The sequence below is a fragment of the Desulfuromonas acetexigens genome (assembly GCF_900111775.1).
Classification (GTDB): Bacteria; Desulfobacterota; Desulfuromonadia; order Desulfuromonadales; family Trichloromonadaceae; genus Trichloromonas; species Trichloromonas acetexigens.
This window is the reverse complement of the sequence record NZ_FOJJ01000040.1, coordinates 59,888-73,855: the sequence shown is the minus strand read 5'-3', so window position 1 is coordinate 73,855 and position 13,968 is coordinate 59,888. Positions and strand designations below refer to the sequence as shown.

Below are 13,968 nucleotides of genomic sequence, written 5' to 3'. Positions count from 1 at the left end.
CGAAGAAGCTCGACCCGTCGCCGTGATTCAGCTATCATGCCGTTCATGACGACTCTTCTGCTTTTGTTGTATCTCTTCACACTCCTGGCCGGGCTGTTGCTGCGCGCCCTCAATCTGGCCTATCTGAAAATCCATGGCGCTGTTGTTCCCGCCGGATTCGAGGGAGTGATCGACGGCGAGGTGTTGCGGAAAGCCTCGGCCTACACCCTCGACAACAGCCGACTCGGCCTGATCGAAAGCCTTTTCGACAGCACAGTGCTGCTACTCTTTCTTTTCGCTGGGCCGCTGCCCCTCTACGACCGCTGTATCGAAAGCCTGGGTCTCCCGCCCGTTGCCGCCGGAACCCTCTTCTATCTGCTGCTGCTTACGGCCAAGACCCTGCTCGACATCCCTTTCAGCCTCTATCGAACCTTCGTTCTCGAGGCCCGTTACGGCTTCAACACCCAGACCCTGGGTTTGTGGATCGCCGATCTGCTCAAGGGCCTGGCGATCAGTCTGGTGCTCCTCGGTCTGCTTTTGGCGGGGGGCTTCTGGCTGGTCGAGGTCAGCCCGCAGTCCTGGTGGCTCTGGGGGTGGGGGCTCTTTGCTCTGTTCACCCTCTTTGTCATGCTGATTTCCCCGTACGTCATCGAACCGCTCTTCTTCCGTTTCGAGCCGGTGCGCAAAGAAGGGGTAGAAGAGGGGGTGAAGGCGTTGATGGCGCGGGCCGGACTGGCCGCCGGGCGGGTTTTTCAGGTCGACGCCTCGCGCCGCAGCCGTCACGGCAACGCCTATTTCACCGGCATCGGCCGGGTCAAGCGCATCGTTCTCTTCGACACCCTGATCGAACGCTTGCAGGCCGGAGAAATTCTCGCCATTCTCGCCCACGAAATCGGCCACTGGAAAAAACGGCACATCTTCAAGCGTCTGCTCGTCACCGAACTGCTGGCTCTGGGCAGCTTTTATCTGGCCTATCGACTCATCGGCTGGGGCGGGGTGCCGGGGCTGTTTGGTATCGACAGCCTCTCCTTCGCGGCCCAGTGGCTGCCGCTGGCCTTTCTCGGTTCCCTGGTGTCTTTTCCCTTCACCCCCGTGAGCGCCTGGTTCTTCCGCCGTGACGAATGGCAGGCCGACCGCTATGCCTGTGAACTGCACGGCAACCCCGAGGATCTCGCCTCGGGCCTGGTCACCCTCGCCCGGGACAATCTCGCCAATCTGCACCCCCATCCCTGGTACGCGGCCTTCTACTTCTCCCATCCGCCGGTCGTGGAGCGGGTGCGGCGTCTGCGCGAGGCGGGGAAATGACGAAGGGATTTACGGCGTTGTTCCTGATGCTCTGGCTGCTCTGCTCCGGGGCGGCCTGGGCCGGGGAATTCGCTGATCTCGAAAGGGGACTGGTGCGCTGGCTGAAGGCCAACCGCGACCCCGGCACGGGGCTGCCCTACAGTCATGTGGGGGATGCGCGTTTCGCCGGCTGGACCTTCACCTACGATGCGGCGGTAACGGCGCTCGCCTGGCTGGCGGTGGGGGAGGTTTCGGAGTCGCGGCGGATCGTCGATTTCTATCTGCGCGCCCCGGAGGTTTGGCGTCTCGGCGGGGTGATCGAGGCGGTCAGTTTCAGTGAAGGGCGACCGGTTGGGCGGGACTGGTCGGTGCGCAGCGGCGCCAATCTCTGGTTGGGGCTGGCTGCCGGCCATCTCTACCGGCGCACCGGCGAGCAGGCCTATCTGCATCTGGCGCGCAAAATCGCCGATGCCGCCCTCGCCCTGCAGGAGAAGCGCCGGGAGAATGCCAATTACGGCGGCATCGCCATGGGGCCGCCTGGCGACCCGGCCAACCCGAAGGATCAGCATTTCAATTACGATCCGGCCCTTCCTCGTTACGCCGACAGTTACGCCACGGAAATCAATCTCGACGCCTATGCCCTGTTCGGGCTGCTGGCTGCCGAACCCGGCGGGGAAATCTATCGGCAAGGGCGCGCCGAGGTGCTGGACTGGCTTAAACGCCAAGGCTTCAACGCCGTGGAAAAGCGCTTCAATCGCGGCTTTGGCGATGCGACCGTGGCCACCGATGTGCAGTCCTGGGGCGTTTCGGCGCTGGGTCGGGAGGTGCTGGAGACCTTCGCGCCCGATGCCGCCCGCGCCCTTCTCGCCTATGTCGAAAATCACTGTCAGGTCCGCATTCCTCTCGACGGCAAGGACTGGGCCGAAGGGGTCGATTTCATCCACCACGCCCATGCCACCGCCCTGGGGCGTAAGCCGCTGATTTCCCCGGAGTGGACCTTTCAGCTGGCGAATGCCTGGCAACGGTTGAGCGCCGATGCCGCGAGCCGTGGCGAGAACGAGGCGGCCCGCGACTTCGCCGAAAAACGCCATCATCTGCTGCGGCAGATGACGAAGTTGACGGTGCCGGTGGGTAACACCCTGGGCTTTCCCTACGCCACCCTGCCAGATGCCCTGCTCGGTCACGAAAACCGCACCCCCGCCGCCGGCAACCTGAGCGCCGTCGGTGTCGCCTACGGTCTGCTGGCGCTGCGGGGGTTCGATCCGCTGGGGGAGTTTCCGCCGCCGCAAAAGCCGGAGGGAGACTGACTCTCGGCGAAGAATTTTGTGCCCTTGTCCCTTGACAGCCCGGGTTCCTCAGAGTACAAGTTGACATTTGTATCCTCCCTGACGAAAGGAAATAAATTCATGAAACAGATTGTTGGCGCGGTTTTGGCGGTTCTGCTGGTGGCGGCCGGTTGTACGGCCGGGGAAAAGAGTGGCGAAAGTAAAAAAGTGGAGCTGACCAGCGTCAAGGACAAGGTCAGCTACGGTATTGGCATGAGCATGGGGCGTGATTTCGCCAACCAGAAGATCGAAGTCGACCCCGCCATTCTCGCCCAGGGGATCAAAGATACCCTCGCCGGCGGTCCGACCCTGATGACCGATGAAGAGGCGCAGACCACCCTGATGAACTTCCAGCAGGAGATGATGGCCAAGCAGGAAGCCGAGGTCCAGGCCATGGGTGAAAAGAATCAGGCGGCGGGCGCCGCTTTTCTCGCTGAGAACGGCACGAAGGAAGGGGTTGTGACCCTGCCCAGCGGTCTGCAGTACAAGGTTCTCAACGAAGGCACGGGCAAGTCCCCGGCCAAGGAGGATACGGTCACCGTCAACTATCGCGGTACCCTGATCGATGGCACCGAATTCGACAGCTCTTACAAGCGCGGCGAGCCGGCGACCTTCCCGGTCGGTGGCGTGATTCCCGGCTGGACCGAGGCGTTGCAACTGATGAAGGAAGGGGCCAAGTGGCAGCTCTTCATCCCGGCGGATCTCGCCTATGGGGAGCGGGGCGCCGGACCGGTCATCGAGCCCAACTCGACCCTGCTTTTCGAGGTTGAGCTGATTTCCATCCAGAACGATAAATAATACGAAGTCTTTTAGATTCGGCTTACCACAAGGCCTCCGGGAGAGCGACACGCTCCCTCCGGAGGCCTTGTCCGCCTCGGCGTGGAGGGTTTGTCGGAGGTTTTCGTGGAAGGAGCAGGATATGGCAGGGGCGAAAAAAGGAGATCAGGTCAAGGTTTTCTATGTGGGGCGCTTAGCTGACGGCAGCGTTTTCGACAGCTCGGAAGGGCAGGCCCCTTTGGAATTCATCGTTGGGCGCAAGGAGGTCATCCGCGGCTTCGATCAGGCGGTGCTGGGCATGACTCCCGGCGAGGTCAAGACCCTGACTCTGCCGGCGGAACAGGCCTATGGACCCTATCAGGAAGATATGGTCGCCGAGGTCCAGCGTGCCGACGTCCCCGCCCAATTGAAGTTGGTGGTCGGTAATCATTTGGAGTTGACCCGGGAAGATGGCGAGCCGATTGTGGTCAAGATCATCGCCCTGGACGAGACCAAGGTAACTCTGGATGCCAACCATCCTCTGGCGGGTCAGGATCTGACCTTCGAAATTCGCCTGCTGGATATTCTCTAACGGACGGATCTATTAGGGGAAATTCGAGTTCTGGAGCAGTAAATGAAAAAGATTCTCATCGTTGATGATCAGGCCGATGTGCAAAAGCTTTTGGCGATTGTGCTCAGTCGTAAGGACCGCCAGCTCTTTTACGCCGCCAGCGGCGAGGAAGCGATCGCTATTGCCCGCGTCGAAATTCCCGATCTGATTCTGCTCGACGTGATGATGCCGGGGGGGATGGACGGCTATCAGGCGGCCCGGATTCTCAAGGCAGAGGAGGCGACGCGCGACTGTCCGATCATCGCCATGACCGCCAAGGCTCAGGAGGAGGATCGCCAGGAGGCTTTCGCCGCCGGCGCCGATGCCTATGTAAGCAAACCCTTCGATATGGGGGATCTGCAAGTCAAGGTCGAAACCCTACTGGCTTGATCTCCAGCGTTCGTTACAAAAAAAGCCGGCTCCCCAAGGAAGGGGAGCCGGCTTTTTTTGGCGATGGCGTTTGTTTAGCCTTGGGCAGCCCAGTGGCCGTGCAGGTTGCAGTATTCGCGGGCGCTGACCTTCTCGGCGGTGATGGGGAAGGTCGCTTCCGGTTTGTCGCCGGGCTTGAGGAACTGCCGGTAGACCTTGCCGTCGGCGATCAGTTCGATCCACTCGATGTAGTGCTTCTCCTCCATCGGGTGGGCAACGCTGCCGACCTTGACGGTGATGGAGCCTGCGCCTTTTTCGATCACCGGGACATGCTTTTCCTTGGCGGCGTCGACGGTGTTTTCCGTCAATAGGGCCATCGATTGCCCGCAGCAGACGAGTTCGCCGGGACCGCCGTGAAGCACTTCAACGATATTGCCACAGACGGAGCATTTGTAAACTTCGAGTTGTTTCGCCATTTTAAACCTCCTTAAATGATCAGTAGTTTTCGCCGAGCAGCTCAAAGTGGGCCTGGGCATGGGCGCAGGCCGGGCATTTATCCACGGCGGTCGTCCCTTCATGGATGTAGCCGCAGTTGCGGCAACGCCAGACGGTCGGTTTTTCCCGTTTGAAAACCCGGTTGTTTTCGATGTTGGCGAGCAGGTCGAGATAGCGCTTTTCGTGTTGCTTCTCGGCCACGGCAATGGCCATGAAGACATCGGCGATCTCGTTGAGTCCTTCTTCGCGGGCGATCTTGGCGAAGGAAGGATACATCTCGGTATGCTCATGGTTTTCGCCAGCCGCCGCTTCGCGCAGGTTTTCCGCCGTGGTGCCGATCACGCCGGCGGGGAAGGACGCGGTGACTTCCACCTCGCCCCCCTCAAGCATTTTGAAGAGACGCTTGGCGTGCTCTTTTTCCTGGTTGGCGGTCTCCTCGAAGATGTCGGCCATCTGCACATAGCCTTCCTTCTTGGCTTGGGCCGCGAAGTAGGTGTAGCGATTACGGGCCTGGCTTTCACCGGCGAAGGCGGTGAGGATGTTTTTTTCGGTGCGGGTTCCTTTCAAGGACATAAATCAGAACTCCTTTGTGATTGAGATAATGTTGCATTGATGGCAACAAAAAGAACTATAACAGGGTGGGTCAGCTTTGCAAGAGGGACGGAACGAGTTTTTCGCAGAAAACAAAAAAGGCCCCGAATCGGGGCCTTTTTTGTGAAACCTTGGTGATTGAGCAATTACTTCTTGACGTGACAATCGTTACACTTGGTGGGGCCGCCTTTTTCGGTGTGACAGTTTTTGCAGACGTCCTTGTGAGCGGAGTCTTTGGTCACTTCGATTTTGGCCGGCTCGCCCTGATGGCAAGCTTCGCAACCCAACTTGTCGGCATGGCCTTTGTGGTCAAAGGTCACGACCCCTTTGCCTTCGTAGGTGTAAACGTCGGCAGCAAAAGCAGGGGCAGCGGCAAAGGCGGCGAGCATGGCAACAACCAGCAGTTTTTTCATGGTGGGAAAACCTCCTATAAAGGGAAATAAGGGGTTAAGCAATGCCGAATGTAACGGATTTATTAGTCCCAGTCAAGGGAATTCTGCAACAGGGAATTCTGCATCAGGGGGTCTGTCTGGGGGCACTGGCGTCGTAGAGGCATGCGCCGGAATAAAAGCCTTGTTCGCTTGTAAGGCTTGTATTACTATTTTCCCGCCCTTTCACGAAAAGGACGGCGAAATGAAGACGATTATGATTGTGGACGATCAGCCCCATGTCCGCCAGTTGGTGGAAATCTCTCTGCGTCGCGACGATTGGCGCGTCGTCGCCGTCGAATCGGGCGAAGCCGCCATCGTTCAGGCCCCGGCTCAACCGCCGGACCTGATCATCATGGATATCATGATGCCCGGCGGCATGGATGGCTTCCAGGCCATCGAAGCGCTGAAGAAGCATCCCGCCACGGCCGCTTGCCCGGTGCTGGTCTTGACCGCCAAGAGTCAGGAATCCGAGCGCCGACGTTCCCTGGAGTTGGGCGCCGCGGGGTACCTGGCGAAACCTTTCAAACTGGCGACGCTCATCGCCCAAGTTGAAGAGCTGCTGCAGGGGACGTCCCCTTTATCATGATGTCGACTCCCTTATGAAGCTCGACTGAATTCCGGAGGTTTTGATGAAAAAAGATATTCTCGAAAAAGGCGCCATCATCCAGCGCGACAAGGAAACCTACGCCGTCGCCCCCCATATCCCCGCCGGCATCACCAGCCCCGCCCAGTTGCGGAAGATCGCCGATGTCGCCGAGAAATACGGTGCCCAGGCACTGAAGCTGACCAGCGCTCAGCGTATCGCCATCGTCGGCCTCGACGAGAGTAAGCTCGATGACATCTGGGGCGAGTTGGACGAAAAGCCCGGCGCGGCCATCGGCATGTGCGTGCGCTCGGTGAAGGTTTGCCCCGGCACCACCTTTTGCAAGCGCGGCCAGCAGGATTCCGTCGCCGTCGGTCTGGCGATGGATGAGAAGTATCACGGGCTGGAGTTGACCTGGAAGTTCAAGATGGGGGTTTCCGGCTGCCCCAACGACTGTGGCGAGGTCTGTATCAAGGATCTTGGTGTCATCGGTTCTCCCCGGGGCTGGAACATCCTGGTCGGCGGCAACGGCGGCAGCAAGCCGCGCCTCTCGATGCGCCTGATCGAGGATGTGCCGACCAACGAGGAGGCCCTGGCGATCGTCGACAAGATTCTGGAATGGTTCAAGTCGAAGAACCAGCGTTCACGCCTCGGCAAATATATCGAGGATGTCGGTTTCGAGGCCTTCCGGGAAGAAGTCCTGGCGGCGATCAAAGCGTAATTTTAAAAGGGGAGCCAAATGGCTCCCCTTTTAAGTTTTCCCTTGGCGGGTAAAGCGGTAGCCGCGGCCGCGGACGGTGTGAAAGTGCGTGGGGTTGGCGGGGTCGGCCTCAAAGTATTTGCGCATGCGCACGATGAAGTTGTCGAGGGTGCGGGTTTCCGTGTCCGGCGCCATGCCCCAGACCGCTGCCAGCAGTTCGGCGCGGCTCAGCGTTTCTCCTTCCCGGCGGAAAAAGGTCCGCAACATCCTCACCTCCAGTTCGGTCAGGCTGATCTCTCCCCGCGCCGTTTTGGCTTTCTGCTCTGTCAGGTCGATTTCGTTGTCGCCGAAGCGGTAGGTCCGTCCCGCCCTCCCGCCCGAACGGTACCATTCGGAGCGGCGCAGCATCCCCTTGATGCGCAGCAGAAACTCATCCAGGCTGAAAGGTTTGGTCAGATAGTCGTCGGCGCCGGTCGCCAGTCCTTCAATCCGGTCTTGCTCCTCGCCGCGGGCGGTGAGCATGATGATCGGCAGGCGTGGGTCGTGGCGGCGGATTTCCTCGCAGACCTCCATGCCGCTGATACCCGGCAGCATCACATCCAGCACCAGCAGATCGAAATTTTCCTCCCAGACCAGATCCAGGGCTTCTTCGCCCGTTTCCACATGGGTCACCCGAAAGCCGTCTTCTTCGAGATTGAAGACCAGGCCGCGGGCGATGCCCGGTTCATCTTCGACCAAAAGCAGGTGCGGTTTCGACATTCAGGCGTCCTCTCCCGTTGGCGGCTTACGTAGGGGGAGCAAAAGGTGGATGCTGGCTCCCTTGCCGACCCCCTCGCTGGTGAGCCAGACCTTGCCGCGATGCATGCGGGTCAGCGCCTGGACGATAAAGAGGCCGAGGCCCGAACCGCGAATCGTCTCCCCGGGATGCTTGACCCGGTAGAACATGCGGAAAACCTTCTTCTGTTCGTTCCGGGGAACCCCCTTGCCATGGTCGGTGAAGGTCAGGTGGGCCTTCCGCCCCTGGCTTTTCAGGGCGACTTCGACGACGGGGGAGCCGGAGGCGTAGAGGATGGCATTTTCCAGCAGGTTGCGGAAAATCGTTTCCAGCGCCTCGGAATCGAGATCGGCGTACAGGTCCGGTTCGATGTCGAGATGCATGGTTCCGGCTTTCGGCAGGGAAAACTGGCGGGGGCGGAAATAGTCGGTCACCCGTTCGGAAAGATTGTCCCTGACCAGGTTGAGCTTGATCCCTTTCTGGTCGAGGCGCTGCGCCGAGAGCAGATTGTTGATCAGGGTATCGAGGCGGTCGGTGTCGCCGAGCATGGTGTCGAGAAAGGTCGACAGCTTCTCCGGCGAGAGCCGGCGGCGGCGGATGGTTTCCAGGTGTAATTGTAAGGAAGCGAGGGGGGATTTGAGTTCGTGGGTCACCTGAGCGATGAAGTTGCGCTGTGCCCGGTAAAGCTCCGCCTGACGGCGCCAATAGAGGAAGATGACATAGACCCCGGCGAGAATGGCGCAGAGCAGCAGGATGCCTTCGACCAGAATGAACCAGTCGGTCCCCCCCTGCAGCAGTTCCGGGCTGTAGGTTTCCGCCACGGCGCGCAGTCGCGAGTGGCTTTTCATGAACCAGGCGATCCAAAAGACCACGACCACCACCCAGAGCAGCTGAATGCCGATCAGGGCGAAGAGCGGAGTAATGAAGCGTTTGATATCTTTCATAGTTTCTCTTTACCACGGGCGCGGAACGACGGACAAGGGAATTGTCAAGGCGGGTTTTACAGAACTGTTACAATGCCCTTAACGATTTTTTGCTAGTCTTGCCGTGAACCAGCGTTTCACCCGGAATTGACCTGATGAACTTCTGGCGGCAAGGAGCACCCCCTATGTATTCCCCCCTGACCATCGGCAAGCATACCGTTCCCTTCCCTCTCATTCAAGGAGGCATGGGGGTGCGCATCTCGGCCGCCAATCTGGCCGGGCACGTCGCCCTCTGCGGCGGCGTGGGCCTGATCGCCACTGCCGGTATCGGCCTCAACAGCCCCCATTACGACGGCAAGAACTTTTTCACCGCCGACCCCCTGGCGCTCAAGGATGAACTGCGCAAGGCCTACGCCATCGCCCCCGCGGGAGTTATCGGCACCAACTGCATGGTGGCGGTGACCAACTACGATGAAATCGTCCGGGTCTCCTGCGAAGGGGGCGCCAAGGTCATCGTCAGCGGCGCCGGTTTGCCCCTCAACCTTCCCGGCCTGACTGCCGACTATCCCGATGTCGCGCTGGTCCCCATTGTTTCCTCGGTCAAGGCGGCGGAACTGATCGCCAAGAAGTGGCATCGCGGCTTCAACCGCCTGCCCGACGCGGTGGTGGTGGAGGACCCCGACACCGCCGGCGGCCATCTCGGCGAAAAAATTGAAAATATTGGTAACGGCGACTATGACCAGTACGCCACGGTGCGTGGGGTCAAAGCCTACTTCCGGGAGACCTGGAATCTCGACATCCCCATTATCGCCGCTGGCGGCATCTGGGATCGTGCCGATCTGATCCATGCTCTGGAGCAGGGGGCCGACGGGGTGCAGATGGCCAGCCGCTTTGTCTGCACTGAAGAGTGCGACGCCTCCGACGCCTTTAAGCAGACGTATCTCGATTGCCGCCAGGAGGACATCGGGTTGATCATGAGCCCGGCCGGTCTACCGGGGCGGGCGATCCTGAAAGATTTCGACAAGGTTCGCGAGCGGGATGTGCGGCTCAATGTGCGTTGCCCTTCCGCCTGTTTGAAAAAGTGTGCGTACAAATCCGGACAGGAGCGCTTCTGCATCGTTCACGCTCTGGATCGCGCCCAGCGCGGCGATGTGGAAACCGGCTTGGTCTTTTGCGGTACCAACGCCTGGAAGGCCGATCGCATCACCACGGTCCGGGCGATTTTCGACGAACTCTTCGCCGAACAGCAGGTCGCGCAGGATCCTGAAGTGGTCAATGCCTGACCGCTTCCAACTCTCATAAGATAAGCACAAGGGGCGGGCCGTGACGGTTCGCCCCTTGTCTTTAAGCGCCGGCGGTGGGGGAACCGCTGTGGCTTAATACTTGGCATTCTGGACGAATCTGGGTTAAGATCGGGAAATTTCAGGCCTGGCCTCAACGTGCCGGGATAAAGGAGAGTGCATGACGGACGCCGCCGAAAAGTTCATCCCCAAATGGATCGCCTGGGAGTCGACCCAGCGCTGCAATCTCAACTGCGTACACTGCCGCTGTTCCTCGGACATGAACTCGTCCGCGGGCGATTTCAATACCGAGGAAGCCTTCAAGCTGATTGACGACATCTGCGAGGTGAGTAAGCCGGTCATGGTCCTCTCCGGCGGCGAGCCGCTGCTGCGCGAGGATATCTTCGAGATCGCCCGATACGGCACCTCCAAGGGCTTGCGCATGTGTATGGCGACCAACGGCACCCTCATCACCGATGCCGTTTGCGCCGAGATGAAAGAGGCGGACATCAAGATGGTGTCGCTGTCTCTGGATGGCTCCACCGCCGCCATCCACGATGATTTCCGCTCCTGCCCCGGGGCCTTCGAGGGGGTGGTTCGCGCGGCCGAGGCCCTCAAACGCAACGGTATCAAGTTTCTCATCAATTCCTCCTTCACCAAGCGCAACCAGCACGACATTGCCGCCACCTTCAAGCTGGCGAAAAGTCTCGGCGCCACCGCCTGGTACATGTTCATGATCGTTCCCACCGGCCGCGGCGAGGAGATCATGAACGAGCTGATTTCCAAGGAGGATTACGAGGAGATTCTCGCCTGGCATTACGAGCAGGAAAAGGGCGAGGAAGACATCCTCATGCGCCCGACCTGCGCCCCTCACTACTACCGCATCGTGCCGCAGATGGCCAAGGCTGAGGGGGTCGATTTCCAGCGCCGCAGCCTGACCTTCTCCACCGGCGGCGGCAAGGGCTGCATCGCCGCCCAGACCATCTGCCTGATCGACTGCTTCGGCAATCTCAAGCCCTGTTCCTATTTCCATTCGTCCGTGGGCAACGTCAAGCAGATTCCTTTCAAAGAGCTCTGGTTCAACTCCAAGGTCTTCAACGACCTGCGCGATTTCAAGAAATACACCGGCAAGTGCGGCGAATGCGAGTTCATCAACGTCTGCGGCGGCTGCCGCGCCCGCGCCGACGCCGTCTACGGCGACTACATGGCCGAAGAGCCCTTCTGCAACTACATCCCGGCCCGCACCCGCAAACGCATGGAACAAGAAGCAGCGGAGAACGCGGCGAAATAATTGATTTGCCGATAGGACAGCATCCGCCCGAGGCGGATCGAACCCGCCTCAATTCACCCAGGGAGCAAGCCATGCTGGTAATCCATCCGCAATATCTGACCGATGAAAACAATCGGCGCCAAGCGGTGGTTGTTCCCGTAGATGAATGGGAACGGATTCTCGAAGCCCTCGAAGAGTTGGAGGATGTGCGCGCCTATGAACAGGCGAAAGCTGGTCGGCAGGAAGCGATTCCCTTTGAACAGGCCGTTCACGAAATCGAGGACGGCTATCGGCTGCGATTGACCTGCGAATAACCAAAACCTTTCCACAGGAGGATTCATCGATATGACCACCGAATACAATTTCATCAAGGCCTGCTGGGGCCAGCCCGTCGACCGCACTCCCGTCTGGCTGATGCGTCAGGCTGGTCGTTATCTGCCTCAGTACATGGCGGTGCGCAAAAAATGTACCTTTCTTGAGTTGTGCAAAACCCCGGAACTCGCCGCCGAGGTGACGATCCAGCCCATCGACTATCTCGGCGCCGACGCCGCCATACTTTTCTCCGATATTCTCACCCCGGTGGAGCCGATGGGCATGAAGCTCGATTTCGTCCCTGGGCCGGTCTTCGAGAATCCGGTGCGCACCCAGGCCGATGTCGATGCCCTGCGCATTCCGGTGATGGAGGAGGACGTTCCCTACGTGCTCGAAACGATCAAGATCCTGCGCCGCGAGTTCGAAGGCCGGGTCCCCTTGATCGGCTTCGGCGGCGCCCCCTTCACCCTCGCCTGCTACATGGTCGAAGGGAAGGGGAGCAAGGATTTTGCCCAGATCAAGCGCATGATGTACGGCGCGCCCGAGCTCTATGCCTCGCTCATGGAAAAGATCACCGAGATGGACCGCCAGTACCTCAACGCCCAGATCGCGGCGGGCGCCCAGGCCATCCAGATCTTCGACACCTGGGGCGGCATCGTCTCGCCCCTCGATTACGAGAAGTACGTCCTGCCCTACACCACCAAGCTGATTGACGGCCTCAACCGGGACGGCATCCCTATCATCCACTTCGTCAAAGGCGCCGGGACGATGCTCAAGAGCGTGCGGAAGGCCGGTTCTGACGTCGTCGGTCTCGACTGGCACGTCAACCTCGGCAAAGCCCGGGACATGCTCGGTCCCGAGATCGCCGTACAGGGGAACCTCGACCCGACCGTACTCTACGCCCCCAAGGCCCACATCGAGCGGGAAGTGAAGCGGATTCTCGACGAGAACGCCGGTCGCCCCGGGCACATCTTCAACCTCGGCCACGGCATCCTGCCGACGGTCGACCCCGAGCACGCCAAGTTTATGGTTGAGTGCGTGCATCGACTCAGCCAGAAATAAAAGGAGGTAGGGGCGCAGCATGCTGCGCCCCTACTGCGTTGATATGCTGTCTACCGAGAATAAACCGATTGGCCTCGTTCTCCTCAATATGGGCGGCCCCGACAGCTTGAAGGCGGTGCGTCCCTTTCTCTACAACCTCTTCTCCGACCGCGACCTGATCCAGCTGCCGCTGGGGAGCCTGCTGCAAAAGCCCTTCGCCCGGCTGATTTCCACGGTGCGTTCGCGCAAGGTGGTGGAAAATTACCGGGATATCGGCGGCGCTTCGCCCCTGCTTCATTGGACGCAAAAGCAGGCCGAGGGGATTGCCGCCCGCCTCGGTCCCAACTATCGCCCTTACGTGGCGATGCGCTACTGGCATCCCCGAGCCGAGGAGACCTTGCGGCAAATGGCCGCCGATGGTGTCGAGGAAGCGGTGGCCCTCTCCCTGTACCCCCACTACACCAAGGCGACGACCGGCAGCAGCGTCAAGGATTTCCGTCGCGCCGCCGCGGAGTTCCATCCGGGCCTGCGTTTTTCCGTCATCGAGCAGTGGTATGACTGGCCCGGTTATCTCGATGCCCTGGCCGGGCGCATCCGCGCCGGTTTGGACTACTTTCACGAGTTGGTGCGGGATGACGTCCAGATTCTTTTCTCCGCCCACGCCCTGCCGCAGAAGTTCATCGATCGCGGTGATCCCTATCTGGAGCAGGTGATGAGCACGGTCAAGGGGACGATGGCGCGTTTCCCTGAGCGCTCCTGGCGCATCGCCTTCCAGAGCCGCAGCGGCCCGGTTAAGTGGATGGAGCCGGGGACCGAGGAGATTATCGAGCAACTCGCCGGTGAGGGCTGCGAGAACCTGCTGATCGTTCCCGTCTCCTTCGTCTCCGATCATATCGAGACCTTGCACGAGATCGACGCCGAGTACATTCCCCACGCCATCGAGCGCGGCATCCGGACCGTCTTCCGCAGCCCCTCCCTCAACGCCGAACCCGATTTTCTCGACGGACTCGCCGCCCTGGTGCGCGAGCATTCGGCCAACCGATGATGAAGACCTGTGCCGTCTGCGGCAAGGAATTCGACCCCGAGCGGCTGCCGGCAACCCCGGCCGAGGAGGCCGGCGCCTTCATGGCCCGGGAACTCTGGGCCGACGCCGGCGAGCTCTGCCCCGAATGCCTGGCCAACCGGGGCACGTTGGGGATGATGTACTGCCGGGAACTGTTTGGCTGAAACGAAAAAATCGCGAA

The 13,968-nt window shown here is 60.2% G+C and carries 18 protein-coding genes; 13 read left to right on the top strand and 5 right to left on the bottom strand.

Features of this window, described 5'->3' with window-relative positions; all coding sequences use genetic code 11:
- Positions 1-45: 45 nt before the first annotated feature.
- The 5 genes from BQ4888_RS16045 to BQ4888_RS16025 all read left to right on the top strand — a co-directional run bounded on the left by BQ4888_RS16045 (position 46) and on the right by BQ4888_RS16025 (position 4,344).
- Positions 46-1,284 (top strand): M48 family metallopeptidase, encoded by a 1,239-nt coding sequence (locus BQ4888_RS16045; RefSeq protein ID WP_092058663.1) that lies wholly within the window; start codon positions 46-48, stop codon positions 1,282-1,284.
- Positions 1,281-2,570: a hypothetical protein gene (locus BQ4888_RS16040; protein ID WP_140396690.1), complete on the top strand. Its 1,290-nt coding sequence runs from the start codon at positions 1,281-1,283 to the stop codon at positions 2,568-2,570. Before BQ4888_RS16045 ends, BQ4888_RS16040 begins: the two co-directional genes overlap by 4 nt.
- Positions 2,571-2,669: 99 nt before the next feature.
- Positions 2,670-3,386, top strand: a complete 717-nt coding sequence (gene bamJ, locus BQ4888_RS16035; RefSeq protein WP_092058509.1) for a BamJ family beta-barrel-assembly machinery protein — start codon at positions 2,670-2,672, stop codon at positions 3,384-3,386.
- A gap of 121 nt (positions 3,387-3,507) precedes the next feature.
- The gene (locus BQ4888_RS16030) at positions 3,508-3,936 is read left to right on the top strand and encodes an FKBP-type peptidyl-prolyl cis-trans isomerase (RefSeq protein WP_092058507.1); all 429 of its coding nucleotides are present in this window, start codon (positions 3,508-3,510) and stop codon (positions 3,934-3,936) included.
- A gap of 42 nt (positions 3,937-3,978) precedes the next feature.
- Entirely contained in the window at positions 3,979-4,344 is a 366-nt protein-coding gene (locus tag BQ4888_RS16025; protein ID WP_092058506.1) for a response regulator transcription factor, read from the top strand.
- A gap of 74 nt (positions 4,345-4,418) precedes the next feature.
- Here BQ4888_RS16025 and BQ4888_RS16020 read toward each other — a convergent pair whose 3' ends face one another.
- The 3 genes from BQ4888_RS16020 to BQ4888_RS16010 all read right to left on the bottom strand — a co-directional run bounded on the left by BQ4888_RS16020 (position 4,419) and on the right by BQ4888_RS16010 (position 5,822).
- Positions 4,419-4,799, bottom strand: a complete 381-nt coding sequence (locus tag BQ4888_RS16020) for a desulfoferrodoxin (RefSeq protein WP_092058504.1) — start codon at positions 4,797-4,799, stop codon at positions 4,419-4,421.
- 19 nt (positions 4,800-4,818) lie between these two features.
- On the bottom strand, positions 4,819-5,391 hold the full coding sequence (rbr, locus tag BQ4888_RS16015; protein ID WP_092058502.1) for a rubrerythrin: 573 nt from the start codon (positions 5,389-5,391) through the stop codon (positions 4,819-4,821).
- 164 nt (positions 5,392-5,555) lie between these two features.
- Positions 5,556-5,822, bottom strand: coding sequence for a cytochrome c3 family protein (locus BQ4888_RS16010; RefSeq protein WP_092058500.1), 267 nt, complete (start codon positions 5,820-5,822; stop codon positions 5,556-5,558).
- A 220-nt stretch (positions 5,823-6,042) separates the two neighbouring features.
- Between BQ4888_RS16010 and BQ4888_RS17645 the strand changes: the two genes are divergently transcribed.
- Together BQ4888_RS17645 and BQ4888_RS16000 are read left to right on the top strand one after the other, a co-directional pair.
- Entirely contained in the window at positions 6,043-6,426 is a 384-nt protein-coding gene (locus BQ4888_RS17645) for a response regulator transcription factor (RefSeq protein ID WP_170232910.1), read from the top strand.
- A gap of 43 nt (positions 6,427-6,469) precedes the next feature.
- Positions 6,470-7,144 carry a ferredoxin-like domain-containing protein gene (locus BQ4888_RS16000; RefSeq protein WP_092058496.1) on the top strand — a complete coding sequence of 225 codons (675 nt, stop codon included), beginning with the start codon at positions 6,470-6,472 and terminating at the stop codon, positions 7,142-7,144.
- 30 nt (positions 7,145-7,174) lie between these two features.
- Here BQ4888_RS16000 and BQ4888_RS15995 read toward each other — a convergent pair whose 3' ends face one another.
- The gene (locus BQ4888_RS15995) at positions 7,175-7,882 is read right to left on the bottom strand and encodes a response regulator transcription factor (protein ID WP_092058494.1); all 708 of its coding nucleotides are present in this window, start codon (positions 7,880-7,882) and stop codon (positions 7,175-7,177) included.
- A complete protein-coding gene (locus tag BQ4888_RS15990; protein WP_092058492.1) occupies positions 7,883-8,842 on the bottom strand; it encodes a sensor histidine kinase in 960 nt (319 codons plus the stop codon).
- Positions 8,843-9,006: 164 nt separating this feature from the next.
- On the opposite strand from BQ4888_RS15990, the gene BQ4888_RS15985 reads away from it, so the two are divergent.
- The 6 genes from BQ4888_RS15985 to BQ4888_RS15960 all read left to right on the top strand — a co-directional run bounded on the left by BQ4888_RS15985 (position 9,007) and on the right by BQ4888_RS15960 (position 13,951).
- The gene (locus BQ4888_RS15985) at positions 9,007-10,104 is read left to right on the top strand and encodes an NAD(P)H-dependent flavin oxidoreductase (protein WP_092058490.1); all 1,098 of its coding nucleotides are present in this window, start codon (positions 9,007-9,009) and stop codon (positions 10,102-10,104) included.
- A gap of 178 nt (positions 10,105-10,282) precedes the next feature.
- Positions 10,283-11,392: a radical SAM/SPASM domain-containing protein gene (locus BQ4888_RS15980; RefSeq protein ID WP_092058488.1), complete on the top strand. Its 1,110-nt coding sequence runs from the start codon at positions 10,283-10,285 to the stop codon at positions 11,390-11,392.
- 71 nt (positions 11,393-11,463) lie between these two features.
- Entirely contained in the window at positions 11,464-11,685 is a 222-nt protein-coding gene (locus BQ4888_RS15975) for a RelB antitoxin-like protein (RefSeq protein WP_092058486.1), read from the top strand.
- 31 nt (positions 11,686-11,716) lie between these two features.
- Complete coding sequence (gene hemE / locus BQ4888_RS15970) at positions 11,717-12,745, top strand: uroporphyrinogen decarboxylase (protein WP_092058484.1); 1,029 nt, start codon at positions 11,717-11,719, stop codon at positions 12,743-12,745.
- Positions 12,746-12,764: 19 nt separating this feature from the next.
- Positions 12,765-13,769, top strand: coding sequence for a ferrochelatase (gene hemH, locus BQ4888_RS15965; RefSeq protein WP_240746370.1), 1,005 nt, complete (start codon positions 12,765-12,767; stop codon positions 13,767-13,769).
- Positions 13,766-13,951, top strand: a complete 186-nt coding sequence (locus tag BQ4888_RS15960; protein WP_276609570.1) for a hypothetical protein — start codon at positions 13,766-13,768, stop codon at positions 13,949-13,951. Before hemH ends, BQ4888_RS15960 begins: the two co-directional genes overlap by 4 nt.
- Positions 13,952-13,968: the final 17 nt, after the last annotated feature.

What these genes read in the sequence shown, in the direction of transcription:
- BQ4888_RS16045 (WP_092058663.1), top strand. Translation starts at nt 46, where the DNA reads ATGACGACTCTTCTGCTTTTGTTGTATCTCTTCACACTCCTGGCCGGG.
- BQ4888_RS16040 (WP_140396690.1), top strand. Translation starts at nt 1,281, where the DNA reads ATGACGAAGGGATTTACGGCGTTGTTCCTGATGCTCTGGCTGCTCTGC.
- bamJ (WP_092058509.1), top strand. Translation starts at nt 2,670, where the DNA reads ATGAAACAGATTGTTGGCGCGGTTTTGGCGGTTCTGCTGGTGGCGGCC.
- BQ4888_RS16030 (WP_092058507.1), top strand. Translation starts at nt 3,508, where the DNA reads ATGGCAGGGGCGAAAAAAGGAGATCAGGTCAAGGTTTTCTATGTGGGG.
- BQ4888_RS16025 (WP_092058506.1), top strand. Translation starts at nt 3,979, where the DNA reads ATGAAAAAGATTCTCATCGTTGATGATCAGGCCGATGTGCAAAAGCTT.
- BQ4888_RS16020 (WP_092058504.1), bottom strand. Translation starts at nt 4,799, where the DNA reads ATGGCGAAACAACTCGAAGTTTACAAATGCTCCGTCTGTGGCAATATC.
- rbr (WP_092058502.1), bottom strand. Translation starts at nt 5,391, where the DNA reads ATGTCCTTGAAAGGAACCCGCACCGAAAAAAACATCCTCACCGCCTTC.
- BQ4888_RS16010 (WP_092058500.1), bottom strand. Translation starts at nt 5,822, where the DNA reads ATGAAAAAACTGCTGGTTGTTGCCATGCTCGCCGCCTTTGCCGCTGCC.
- BQ4888_RS17645 (WP_170232910.1), top strand. Translation starts at nt 6,043, where the DNA reads ATGAAGACGATTATGATTGTGGACGATCAGCCCCATGTCCGCCAGTTG.
- BQ4888_RS16000 (WP_092058496.1), top strand. Translation starts at nt 6,470, where the DNA reads ATGAAAAAAGATATTCTCGAAAAAGGCGCCATCATCCAGCGCGACAAG.
- BQ4888_RS15995 (WP_092058494.1), bottom strand. Translation starts at nt 7,882, where the DNA reads ATGTCGAAACCGCACCTGCTTTTGGTCGAAGATGAACCGGGCATCGCC.
- BQ4888_RS15990 (WP_092058492.1), bottom strand. Translation starts at nt 8,842, where the DNA reads ATGAAAGATATCAAACGCTTCATTACTCCGCTCTTCGCCCTGATCGGC.
- BQ4888_RS15985 (WP_092058490.1), top strand. Translation starts at nt 9,007, where the DNA reads ATGTATTCCCCCCTGACCATCGGCAAGCATACCGTTCCCTTCCCTCTC.
- BQ4888_RS15980 (WP_092058488.1), top strand. Translation starts at nt 10,283, where the DNA reads ATGACGGACGCCGCCGAAAAGTTCATCCCCAAATGGATCGCCTGGGAG.
- BQ4888_RS15975 (WP_092058486.1), top strand. Translation starts at nt 11,464, where the DNA reads ATGCTGGTAATCCATCCGCAATATCTGACCGATGAAAACAATCGGCGC.
- hemE (WP_092058484.1), top strand. Translation starts at nt 11,717, where the DNA reads ATGACCACCGAATACAATTTCATCAAGGCCTGCTGGGGCCAGCCCGTC.
- hemH (WP_240746370.1), top strand. Translation starts at nt 12,765, where the DNA reads ATGCTGCGCCCCTACTGCGTTGATATGCTGTCTACCGAGAATAAACCG.
- BQ4888_RS15960 (WP_276609570.1), top strand. Translation starts at nt 13,766, where the DNA reads ATGATGAAGACCTGTGCCGTCTGCGGCAAGGAATTCGACCCCGAGCGG.